Source organism: Streptomyces sp. NPDC046805 (assembly GCF_040645355.1).
Lineage (GTDB): Bacteria > Actinomycetota > Actinomycetes > Streptomycetales > Streptomycetaceae > Streptomyces.
The window spans coordinates 84,181-95,953 of record NZ_JBEYYC010000034.1 but is presented as its reverse complement, the minus strand read 5'-3'; the positions used below and the strand labels follow the sequence as shown (position 1 = coordinate 95,953).

At 72.3% G+C, this 11,773-nt stretch carries 8 protein-coding genes; 3 read left to right on the top strand and 5 right to left on the bottom strand.

What is annotated here, in order from left to right; all coding sequences use genetic code 11:
- Window positions 1–144: 144 nt before the first annotated feature.
- A complete protein-coding gene (locus tag ABZ910_RS30220) occupies window positions 145–1,488 on the bottom strand; it encodes an amidase family protein (protein WP_361371081.1) in 1,344 nt (447 codons plus the stop codon).
- 240 nt (window positions 1,489–1,728) lie between these two features.
- Here ABZ910_RS30220 and ABZ910_RS30215 point away from each other — a divergent pair, with 240 nt between their 5' ends.
- Window positions 1,729–4,755: a glycoside hydrolase family 38 C-terminal domain-containing protein gene (locus ABZ910_RS30215; protein WP_361371078.1), complete on the top strand. Its 3,027-nt coding sequence runs from the start codon at window positions 1,729–1,731 to the stop codon at window positions 4,753–4,755.
- Window positions 4,756–4,787: 32 nt separating this feature from the next.
- On the opposite strand, the gene ABZ910_RS30210 is transcribed toward ABZ910_RS30215, so the two are convergent.
- Entirely contained in the window at window positions 4,788–6,206 is a 1,419-nt protein-coding gene (locus ABZ910_RS30210; protein WP_361371075.1) for a lipase maturation factor family protein, read from the bottom strand.
- 231 nt (window positions 6,207–6,437) lie between these two features.
- Here ABZ910_RS30210 and ABZ910_RS30205 point away from each other — a divergent pair, with 231 nt between their 5' ends.
- A complete protein-coding gene (locus ABZ910_RS30205; RefSeq protein WP_361371073.1) occupies window positions 6,438–8,513 on the top strand; it encodes a SpoIIE family protein phosphatase in 2,076 nt (691 codons plus the stop codon).
- Window positions 8,514–8,544: 31 nt separating this feature from the next.
- Entirely contained in the window at window positions 8,545–9,408 is an 864-nt protein-coding gene (locus ABZ910_RS30200) for a DNA-formamidopyrimidine glycosylase family protein (RefSeq protein WP_361371070.1), read from the top strand.
- A 73-nt stretch (window positions 9,409–9,481) separates the two neighbouring features.
- Here ABZ910_RS30200 and ABZ910_RS30195 read toward each other — a convergent pair whose 3' ends face one another.
- From ABZ910_RS30195 to ABZ910_RS30185, 3 genes are all read right to left on the bottom strand, one after another.
- Window positions 9,482–10,135: a zf-HC2 domain-containing protein gene (locus ABZ910_RS30195; protein WP_361371067.1), complete on the bottom strand. Its 654-nt coding sequence runs from the start codon at window positions 10,133–10,135 to the stop codon at window positions 9,482–9,484.
- Window positions 10,136–10,358: 223 nt separating this feature from the next.
- Window positions 10,359–10,874, bottom strand: coding sequence for a hypothetical protein (locus ABZ910_RS30190; protein ID WP_361371064.1), 516 nt, complete (start codon window positions 10,872–10,874; stop codon window positions 10,359–10,361).
- 136 nt (window positions 10,875–11,010) lie between these two features.
- Window positions 11,011–11,559 (bottom strand): sigma-70 family RNA polymerase sigma factor, encoded by a 549-nt coding sequence (locus ABZ910_RS30185; RefSeq protein ID WP_361371061.1) that lies wholly within the window; start codon window positions 11,557–11,559, stop codon window positions 11,011–11,013.
- Between the last annotated feature and the right edge of the window lie 214 nt (window positions 11,560–11,773).

Below are 11,773 nucleotides of genomic sequence, written 5' to 3'. Positions count from 1 at the left end.
CGACGGACCCCCCCCCCGCCCCCCCCGGGGGGGATGGGGGGGGCGCCCCCCGGCCGCCCGCCCCCCGGTCCCCCCCCCAGCCCCCCCCCCCCCCCCCCGGCCGCGGCTTCTGTGTGTCCGGCGGCGGATCGCCACCGCTGCTGGCTAGTCGAGCGGCGCCGTGCGCTGCCACGGCTCGAAGCTCTCCAGCTGCTCCGCCAGCTCCAGCAGGGTCTTCTCCGATCCCGGGCGGCCGACGAGCTGGACGGCGCAGGGGGCGCCCGAGGGCAGCGTGCCGAACGGGACGGACATCGCGGGCCAGCCCGTGAGGTTCCAGGGCGGCGTCATCGGGGAGTACGCGGTGTTGGCCAGGATGTTCCGCAGCCAGCCGCGCTCGTGCCACGGCCCGGCCTGGGGGGAGCGGCGGGCGAGGGCGGGGGCGAGCAGGACGTCGTACTCGGCGAAGAAGGGCTCCAGCCTGCTGCGCAGCCGCTCACGGCTGTCGCCGGTGCGGACCGTGTGCAGGAAACGGCGGCCGACGGCCGCGTGGACCTGGCTCCGCCGGGCCAGGAGGGCCGGGTCGAGGCCCTCGGCGCTCACCGCGGTGCCCGCCGTCCACTGCTGGAGCGCGGTGAGGCCCAGCGTGAGCGGGTACGGCGGCTCGGCGCGCTGCACCGCGTGGCCGGCCCTGGTCAGCACCCCCGACGCCCCGCGGACCGCGGCCGCGTACGGCTTGCTGATCGCGACGCCGACGAGGGGGCTGCGCAGCGACACGGCGATGTTCAGCGAAGCCGGCTCCTCCCGGCGTACGAACTCCGTGTCCGCGAGGACCGTGAGCATCAGGCGCAGGTCCTCGACCGTGGTCGCCAGCGGTCCGTTCTCGGACATGCCGAACCAGTCGGCGTTGCCGAAGCCCGCCGGAACCACGCCGTGGCCCGGCTTGATCGTGACGAGGCCGCAGTTGGCCGCCGGGATGCGCAGCGAGCCCATGCCGTCGTTGCCGATGGCCAGCGGCACCAGGCCGGCGGCGACCGCGGCCGCGCTGCCGCCCGACGAACCGCCGGCCGTGCGGTTGGTGTCCCACGGGTTGCGGGACGTGCCGTGCACGCCCTCCGTCGTACCGAAGATGCACAGCTCGGGCACGTTCGTCAGACCCACCACCACCGCGCCCGCCGCCCGGAGCCGGGCCACGGCGACATGGTCCTCGTCGGCGGGGGTGTCCGGCGTCGCGGCGGAGCCGTTCAGGGTCGACTCCCCGCGCACGGCCAGGTTGTCCTTGACGGCCACCGGCACGCCGGCGAGCGGGAGTTCGGCCAGATCGGCACGGCCCGCCACCTCGTCGGCCTCCGCGAGCGCCGCCTTCGCGCGAACCGTGCGGAACGCGCCGATCCGGCCGTCGAGGCGCTCGATGCGGGCGAGATGTTCGGCCACCACCTCGCGCGGCGTGGCCCGCTTCTCGCGTACGGCTGCGGCGATCTCGGTGGCGGTCCGGCCGACCCAGTTGGTCACGATTGCTCCTGGAGGCTGAAGACTTACTCGTCAGTACGATACGCGTGCAGGAGAACTGTGCCCTCCGGCGCGCACCACGTCGAGACCCCGATGCCGGCCGACCTGCACCCGCTCGGGCGTCGATGCCCGGCGGCATGGTTGTCCGGCGGACACTTACGGCCGACGCTGGGGGTGTGCCCGTCGGCCCCGTGCCCGTCGCGCACCCCGGCAGCCATCCGCGACCAGCATCGGAGCGCCCGCATGCATGACGATCGCAGCCTGGTCGAAGCCCGTCTCAAGCGGGTCCTCGACGAGCGCGTCCGCCCCGCCGTGTACCCCGAGTCCGTACCGCTTCAGGTCGCCGTGTGGCACGCGCCGGGCGAGCCCGTGCCGGTCGGGGAGGGGCTCGCGGCCGAGCCCGAACCGATCGAGGTGGGTGCCCGGTGGGGCGCTCCCTGGGGCACCAGCTGGTTCCGTGTGACCGGGACCGTCCCCGAGGCATGGGCCGGCCGGACCGTCGAGGCCCTCCTCGACCTCGGCTTCGACGAGAGCATGCCCGGCTTCCAGTGCGAGGGACTCGTCTACCGGCCCGACGGCACCCCGGTGAAGGGCCTCAACCCCCGTAACCACTGGGTCCGCATCGGCGCGCCGGTCGCGGGCGGGGAGGAGGTGCGCCTGCACATCGAGGCCGCCTCCAATCCGGTCGTCTTCGGCCCGCGCCCCTTCGTGCCCACCCCGCTCGGCGACAAGGACACCGCGGGCAGCGCGCCCCAGTACACACTCGCCCGCATGGACCTGGCCGTCCTCGACGAGACCGTGTGGCAGCTGGTGATCGACCTGGAGGTGCTCGGCGAGCTGATGGCCGAGCTGCCGGTGGACTCGGCGCGCCGCTGGGAGATCCTGCGCGCGCTGGAGCGGGCGCTCGACGCCCTCGACCTCCAGGATGTGGGCGGCACGGCCGAGCAAGCCCGTTCGTGCCTCATCGATGTGCTGGCGGCGCCCGCCGTTCCCTCCGCCCACCGCATCAGTGCCGTCGGCCACGCGCACATCGACTCGGCGTGGCTGTGGCCGCTGCGCGAGACCGTACGGAAGGTGGCCCGCACGGCCGCCAACATGACCGCGCTCCTGGAGGACGAGCCCGACTTCGTCTTCGCCATGTCCCAGGCCCAGCAGTGGGCCTGGGTGAAGGAGCACCGGCCCGAGGTGTGGGCGCGGGTGAAGAAGGCGGTGGCCGACGGGCGGTTCGTGCCGGCCGGCGGGATGTGGGTGGAGGCGGACACCAACATGCCCGGCTCCGAGGCGATGGCCCGCCAGTTCGTGCACGGCAAGCGGTTCTTCCTCGACGAGTTCGGCATCGAGAACCAGGAGGCGTGGCTGCCCGACACCTTCGGGTTCGCCGCCGGGCTCCCGCAGATCATCCGCGCGGCGGGCTCCAAGTGGCTGCTCACCCAGAAGATCTCCTGGTCCCGTACGAACACGTTCCCCCACCACACCTTCCTGTGGGAGGGCATCGACGGCACGCGGATCTTCACGCACTTCCCGCCCGTCGACACCTACAACTGCTCCATGCGGGGCCATGAAATCGCGCACGCGGTCCGCAACTTCAAGGACAAGGGGCATGCCCGCCACTCCCTCGCGCCCACCGGCTTCGGCGACGGGGGCGGCGGCACCACCCGCGAGATGATCGCCAGGGCGGCCCGGCTGCGCGACCTCGAAGGCTCGGCGACCGTCGCCTGGGAGACACCCGAGGCGTTCTTCGCGAAGGCCGAAGCGGAATACGACCGCCCGCCCGTCTGGGTCGGCGAGCTCTACCTCGAACTCCACCGCGCCACCCTCACCAGCCAGGCCCAGACCAAACAGGGCAACCGCCGCAGCGAACACCTCCTGCGCGAGGCCGAGCTGTGGGCCGCCACGGCCGCCGTGCGCACCGGATTCCCGTACCCCTACGAGGAGTTGGACCGCATCTGGAAGACGGTCCTGCTGCACCAGTTCCACGACATCCTGCCGGGCTCCTCCATCGCCTGGGTGCACCGCGAGGCCCGTGCGACGTACGCACGCGTGGCCGACGAACTCGAGGCGATCATCGACGCGGCCCAGCGCGCCCTGGCCGGCGCGGGCACGACCCCCCTCACCTTCAACGCCGCCCCGCACGCGCGCCACGGCATCCCGGCGGGCGGCGCGGGAACCGGGCACACGACCGGCGAGACGGTCCGCACCCTACGCCCGGGTGGCGGATTCGTCCTGGACAACGGCCTGTTGAGGGTGTCGATCGACGCCGACGGCCTGGTCGTGTCCGTGTACGACATCGAGGCCGAGCGCGAGACGATCGCGCCGGGCCGCGCGGCGAACCTCCTCCAACTCCACCCGGACCTGCCGAACATGTGGGACGCCTGGGACGTCGACGCCTTCTACCGCAACACGGTCACGGACCTCACGGACGCCGACGAGGTGATCGCGGGCGAGGACGGCGCGTCGGCGCGGATCGTCCGGTCCTTCGGCTCCTCGCGCATCACCCAACTGCTGTCCCTGCCACCGGGGGAGCGGCGGCTGGTGCTCGACACCGAGGTCGACTGGCACGAGACGGAGAAGTTCCTCAAGCTGGCGTTCCCGCTCGACGTCCATGCCGAACGGTACGCGTCGGAGACCCAGTTCGGGCACTTTCATCGCCCCACCTACACCAACACCTCGTGGGACGCAGCCAAGTTCGAGGCCTGCAACCACCGCTTCATCCAGGTCGAGGAGCCGGGGTGGGGCATCGCACTGGTCAACGACTCGACGTACGGCCATGACGTGACCCGCACCGTACGCGCGGACGGCGACCGCGGTACGACCACCACGGTGCGCGTCTCACTGCTGCGCGCCCCCCGCTTCCCCGACCCCGAGACCGACCAGGGCGTCCACCGCTTCCGGCACGCCCTGGTGCCGGGCGCGGGCATCGGCGACGCGGTCCGTGAAGGCTGGCGGATCAACCTGCCCGAGCGGCATCGGACCGGCGCCCACGCGGTCGACCCGCTGGTGAGCGTGTCCGCCGGCGACGACGCGGTGGTCGTCACGGCCGTGAAACTGGCCGACGACGGCAGCGGCGACGTCGTGGTCCGCTTCCACGAGGCCCACGGCGGACGGACCCGGGCGACGCTGACGGCCGGTTTCGAGGTCGCGGACGTGGCGGTGACCGATCTGTTGGAGCGGCCGCTCGCCGACGCGGCCCGGCCGGACCACGAAGGCAACCGGATCGCGGTGCGGCTGCGGCCGTTCGAGCTGGTCACGCTGCGACTGCGGCGGGAGTGAGGCGCCGGGGGCGGACGGACACGCCGGGGGCGCTACGACCGCTCCGCCGCCGCGAGCCGCGTCGGCGGCAGATACTCGCGGACGTACACGCGCTCCCAGCAGGCGCCCGTCTCGCGCAGCTCCCGCCAGTTCGTGTAGCGGTAGCGGAAGAGGCGGGCGCGGATGTAGCGCGGGGGCTCGTCGGCCGCGAAGGGGGAGCGGCGGATCAGTCTCAGGGTGGCCGGGTCGTTCTCCAGGAGCCGCTCCACCAGTCCGCCGAACCATTCCCCGGCATACGCCGGGGACAGCGCGGCGAACCACATCAGCCAGTCCAGCCGCAGGTGGTAGGGGGCGAACTGGCGCGGCCAGCGTCGTGGGTCGCCGGGCTTGCCCTTGAACTCGTACTCCCGCCAGTCCGAGTCCTCGTGCGGCAGCGAGTCCCGCGTGCCCTCGACCACCACCTCGTACCGGATCCGGCTGACGCTGCCGAACGCGCCGTAGGTGTTGACCAGGTGGAGCGGGTCGAAGGAGCGGTTCATGACCTGGCGGCGGGAGATCATGTTCGTCACCGGGTGGTAGCTCAGGAACACCAGGAGCGCGGCGACGGCCAGGACGACGATCTCGTACCAGAGCGGGGCCGCGGGCACCGACGGCCAACTGGTCGGGAACCGGATCGCGGACAGGGCCAGCACGATGGTGATCCAGTTCAGCCACGCGAAGTTGCCGGACAGCACCAGCCACAGCTGGGTGACGATCATCAGGGCGGCCGCGGCCGACGCGATCGGCTGCGGGGTGAACAGCAAGGCCGGCACCACGAGTTGGGTGAAGTGGTTCGCCGCCACCTCGACGCGGTGCAGGGGTCTGGGCAGATGGTGGAAGAACCAGCTCAGCGGGCCCGGCATCGGCTGGGACTCGTGGTGGTAGTCCAGACAGGTCAGCTTCCGCCAGCACGCGTCGCCGCGCATCTTGATCAGACCGGCACCGAATTCGACCCGGAACAGGATCCAGCGGAGCAGGAACAGCACGACGACGGGCGGGGCGACCTCGTCGTTGCCGAGGAACACGGCGAGGAAGCCGACCTCCAGGAGCAGCGACTCCCAGCCGAACGCGTACCAGGTCTGACCCACGTTGACGATCGACAGGTACAGCGCCCACGGCACGAGCCAGAGCAGCATCCCGGCCCAGAGCGGGACGAGGGAGTCGACGCCCGCGAGCAGGGCCGCCGACACCGCGCATCCCGTCCAGGCGCAGAGCGCGAAGAAGCGGTCCGAGTAGTGCAGCTGGAACAGGCTCGGCGCCCGCCGGAACCGGATGCGCGCGACGTAGTCGGGGATCGGCAGCATGCCGCGCTCGCCCAGCAGGGCGCGGAACTGCCGGGCCGCCACCACGAACGCGACCAGATACACGGCGGCCAGAGCCCGCTGGAAGACCAGTCGGCTCAACCAGTAGTCGGGTGCGGTGAACCAGTCCACGGCCGTGCGCTCCTTCCTTCAGTGTGGCGCCCTCGCCGGAATGTCACCCTCCGTGCCGGGTCGCTCCGCTTGCGTGACCCGAGTGAGTGAAGCAGACAATAGTGGCGAACCGTCCCAGGTGATGACGTGATGGGGGAGAGCGTGGTGCGGATACCCGGATCGTCGGCACCGGCCGAAGACGGATCGCCTGCACGGGTCGAAGAATCGGGCGAATCCTGTCAAGGTGGCTCCATGGCTGATCGGGGAGCGAGCGCCCTGTCAGTCCCGGACGACTGGCCGGCCCACCCGGATCCGTTCCTGGCACTCAACCGCATGGGCACCTTCGACTGGGACCTGGACGCCGGTCTGTTCCACATGGACGCCCAGGCGTACCAGGTGTTCGACCTGCTCCCCGAGGAGTACGACGGGCGGCCCGAGACCCTGGCGCTCCGCGTGCCCCCGCCGGAGAGCAGCCGGCTCGACGCCGCCGTGGCCCGGGCCATCAAGGACGGCAGCGAGAACTACGGCGCGTACTTCCGCGTCCGCCGCCGCGACGGCACGCTGCGCTGGGCGCGCTCGCAGGGCTACATCCGGCGCGACGAGACGGGCCGGCCGCGCCGGGTCATCGGCATCGTCCGGGACGCCACGGAGGAACTGGCCGACAGCGAGGCGCGCAGCCTGCGCGCCGCCCAGGACGCGGCCTTCCGCCGGCAGACCGACGTCGTGCAGTTCATCACGGCGGCCCTGTCGCACGCCCGCAGCGTCCAGGACGTCATCGACGTCCTCAAGGACACCGTCGGCCTGCGGAACCTCGGCGTGGCCAGCCTGGTGATGGGCCTGGTGGAGGCGAGCCGTATCCGGCTCGTGGCCGAGGGGCCCGCGGGCGGCTTCGTGCCCGGCACCCGGGTCACACGGATCGACGAGCCGTACCCGATGAGCGAGGTCGTCCGCACCCTGAGCCCGCGGTTCATCGAGTCCCCGGAGGAGTTCGCCGGGGGTTACCCGATCCTGTGGCCGCACCTCCTCGACCTCGACATCACCTCCGCCGCCTATCTGCCCCTCATCGCCCAGGCCCGCCCGATCGGCGCCATGGGCCTGCTCTACAACGACCGGCGCGGCTTCTCGGCCGAGGAGCGGACCGTCCTGGTCGCGCTCGGCACCAGCGTCGCGCAGAGCCTGCAGCGGGCCATGCTCTACGAGCAGGAGAAGGACCTCGCGCAGGGCCTGCAGCAGGCGATGCTGCCGCGCACCATCCCCAGCGTCCGCGGCGCCGACGTCGCCGTCCGCTACCGTTCGGCCTCCCTCGGCCGGGACATCGGCGGCGACTGGTACGACCTCATCCCGCTGCCGGGCGGCCGGGTCGGCGCCGTCATCGGCGACGTCCAGGGGCACGACACCCACGCGGCGGCCGTCATGGGGCAGCTGCGCATCGTGCTGCGCGCCTACGCGACCGAGGGCCACACCCCGGCGACCGTGATGGCCCGCGCCTCCGTCTTCCTGCACGAGCTCGACACCGACCGGTTCGCCACCTGCCTGTACGCGGCGGCCGACCTGACCACTGGAGTGGTCCAGGTGGTGCGGGCCGGGCACATCGACCCGCTGGTCCGGCACGTGGACGGCAGCTGTCTGCGCATCCCCGTCGAGGGCGGGCTGCCGCTCGGCCTGTCCAGCGAGTTCGGGCAGCTCGAATACCCGGTCACCACCCTCGAACTCGCCCCCGGCCAGACCCTGTTGCTGTGCACCGACGGCCTCGTCGAGCAGCCGGGCGCCGACCTCGACGACGGCATGCGCACCCTCACGACGCTCATCGCCAAGGGCCCCGACGACGTGCGCGACCTCGCCGACCGGCTCATCGAGGTGGCCGAGGAGTGCGGCGGCGCCGACGACGTCGCCCTGCTCCTGCTGCGCCGCCGCGGCCTGGACGCGGTGCGCACCGGCGGCCGGTTCCAGCAGCACGTGGCGCCCGGTGATCCCGAGGCCCTCGGCCTGGCCCGCCGTCTGATCCGCGCCGCGGTCGGCGCCTGGGGCGCGGGAGAGCGCACCGACGAGATCGAGCTCGTCGCCGACGAACTGATCACCAACGTCCTGATGCACACCGAGGGTTGCGCGGTCGTCACCCTCAAGGTCCTCAGCGGCAGCGACCGCAGGCTGCGTGTCGAGGTCGACGACTCCTCCAGCGCCCTGCCGCGCCGCCGCGACGCGGGGGAGGAGGGCGTCTCCGGCCGCGGACTGCTGCTGGTCGACCGGCTGGCGGACGTGTGGGGCGTGGAGGCGCGGGGCGGCGGCAAGTGCGTGTGGTGCGAGTTCCTGGTACCGGAGCCGGGCTGAGTGTCCGGCCTGCCGATGGCACCCTGGTCGTATGCCGGAACTGCCCGAGGTGGAAGCACTCAAGGACTTCCTGACCGAGCACCTGATCGGCCACGAGGTCGTCAGGGTGCTGCCGGTCGCGATCAGCGTCCTGAAGACGTACGACCCTGCGCCCACCGCGCTCGAAGGCCACCAGGTCGCCGCCGTGCGCCGGTACGGAAAGTTCCTCGACATCGCGACGGACGGCGGACCGCACCTCGTGACCCACCTGGCCCGCGCGGGCTGGCTGCGCTGGCAGGAACGCCTCCCCGACGGAGTCCCGCACCCCGGCAAGGGCCCGCTCGCGCTCCGGGTCGCCCTGGAGAACGGCTCCGGATTCGACCTCACCGAGGCGGGGACGCAAAAGCGCCTCGCGGTGTACGTCGTCCACGACCCGCAGGACGTCCCAGGTGTGGCCCGCCTGGGCCCCGACCCCCTCGCGGACGACTTCGACGAGGACCGCTTCACCGCCCTGCTGCGGGACGAGCGCCGCCAGATCAAGGGCGCGCTGCGCGACCAGAGCCTGATCGCCGGCGTGGGCAACGCCTACAGCGACGAGATCCTGCACGCCGCGAAGATGTCCCCGTTCAAACGCGCCGCGTCCCTTACCCCCGAGGAGACCCACGCCCTGTACGAGGCGCTGCGCACCACCCTCACCGAGGCGGTCGCACGCTCCCGCGGCGTCGCCGCCGGGCTGCTCAAGGCGGAGAAGAAGAGCGGGCTGAGGGTCCACGGCCGCACCGGCGAGCCCTGCCCGGTCTGCGGGGACACCATTCGCGAGGTCTCCTTCAGCGACTCCTCGCTGCAGTACTGCCCGACCTGCCAGACGGGCGGTAAGCCGCTGGCGGACCGCAGGATGTCGCGGCTGCTGAAGTGAGCCCCGCCGTCATGCGAAGTGATTCGGCATGGATGTACCGAGCCCGGGAGGCGCTCCCGTCCAAGGGGTGCCCCTAGTGGGCTCCCATGGCCACCAGTACCTGGCCGTCCGCGGTGCGGACCTCGTACCGGGCGATCTCGTCGGGGTGCAGTGCGGAGCCGCCCTGCACGGTGTTCATCCGGGCGTCGTGGTCGGGGACGGTCCAGCTGGTCACCACCTGCTCCGTTCCGTCACGGCCGACGGCGACGAGCCGGCAGGAGCGGGGGCCCGCCCCGTCCTTCACCCTCAGCTCGATCCGGCTGCCCGAGGCCGCGTCCTCGGTCGCGATCCGCGCCCACACGCCCGACCGCGCGTCGGTCGCCGCCATGACCTGTGCGGCCGGGCTCCCGTGACCGGCGTACGCGGCGAGCCCGGGACCGGAGGCGGCCAGCACCACCGAGGCGGCCAGGCCGTACAGGAAGCGCCGGCGGCGCGCCCGGTGCCGGGCCGCCACCTCGCCGAGCAGACGGTCCAGAAGCCGGGGGGCGGGCTGGGGCACGGGGTGGACGAAGCGCGGGGTGGCCCGCCGGTAGAGCATCAACTGCCGCGTGGCGTGGCCGAATTCGGTCATGTGTGCCGTGCAGCGCGGGCACTCCATGAGGTGGTCCTCGAAGCGGAACGTCTCCGCCTCGTCGAGCACGCCGAGCGCGTAGGCGCCGACGTCGCGATGCCTTTCCAGGGACCTCATGCCGAATCCTCGTGCCGTTGGGTGGGGGTGGCGTTACTCCGTGCTCCCACCCGTACGCACCGGACAGCCGAATCACTCAAGCCACGCGGAGAATCGCAATCACGGTGTTCGGAGCGACCGGGCCCGCGGATTGGTCCCGGTACGGAAAAATTCGACGGCCCGCGCGGGTTGGCTCAGAAACGGCCCCGTAGGAAGTGGCTCAGGAACGGCTCCGGGCGTCGGCTCAGAAAAGGTGGATGGCGAGATGGCCGAGCGGCAGCCCGAGCCGCCAGGCCGGCGTCCACACCTTCGGCCCGTCGTCCTCGCCGGCCGCCGACCCGCCGCCCGGCACCGCGTCCAGGTCGGGGGCGAGCAGTTCGGTCTCCTCCAGCCAGCGCCGGGCCTCGGCCGCCAGCTCCAGGTCCGGCGACGGGACGCCGGACCGCGCCGCGTCGGCGGCGAGGCGGGCCATGCGCTCGCGCACCCAGTCCTGCCACGGCTGGTCGTACGCCGTCAGCGAGAGCCAGTTCTCCAGCTGGGAGACGACCTGGATGCCGGAGAGTTCGCCTTCGGTGTCGGAGAGGAAGATGGTCAGCGCCAGCGCGTCGCGGCCGGCCCGGAACTCGAAGGACGTCGGCGGCATCAGGTCGCCGGTCCGCAGCAGCTCGTCGGCGATGTACTCGGCGTAGAGCCAGGCCATGGGGACGGTCAGCTCGCCGCCGCCGGCCCCGCCCGTGCTCTCGTGACCTCTGTGCAGCATCCTTCCCTGCCTTCCTCCGGTACGTGCGCGTCGCCCGAACCCGGGCCCCCGGTCCGAAACACGGATGAAGACAGCTGATTGCTCAAACATGGTCCGCAGCAAGGCGCTTTGCGAAGCCTTTGCGCGGCCTTCGGTTTCAGCGCAGGTCGGCCGCATATCCGGGAAGTACCCGGCGCAGGGCGCGCAGCGCGTAGTACGCACGGGACTTCACCGTACCGGGTGGAATGCCCAGGAATTCCGCGGCCTCCGCAACACTGGCCCCTTGGAAATACACCAGCACCAGGACGTCACGGTGTTCCGGCGTGAGTGTCTTCACAGCCTCACGGACATCGAGCGTCGCGGCCGCCCGCTCTGCGTGGTCGGCGCACACCCGCGCGTTCTCCAGGACCGCGTCGCCGACCTCCGGCGGACGCGCCCGCCGGGCCCGCCGAGCGTCGATCGCGAGCCGCCGCCCCACGGTCAGCAGCCAGGGCCGTACGGAGTCGAAATCGTCGGCGCGCAGCGCCTCGGGGTGCTGCCAGGCGCGTACGAAGGTCTCCTGGACGAGGTCCTCCGCGCGCTGCCGGTCCCCGTCGCAGAGCCGTAGCAGCAGCGCGAAGAGGGGGCGGCCGTGCTCGCGCTGCAGCGCGGCGAGCTCGTGCTCGGCGGTCGTCGTCCCGCGGGTGAGGGTGTCTCCGGCCGTCATGGGCGTATGGCACCGCAGGGCGCGCCGGCGGGACAGGGTGCGCACGCGGATCTGCGCCAGGCGGTCGATCGCGTCGGCGAACGGTGCGACGAACGGTCGGTCCGGCCCCGCCTCCGGACACCGGACGGGTTAATGAGGCCGCCGGGACTGTTTGCGACGGCATTCAGATTCGTACCCATTTGTCTGTAAATCGGACGCAGAGAGACGACATCCC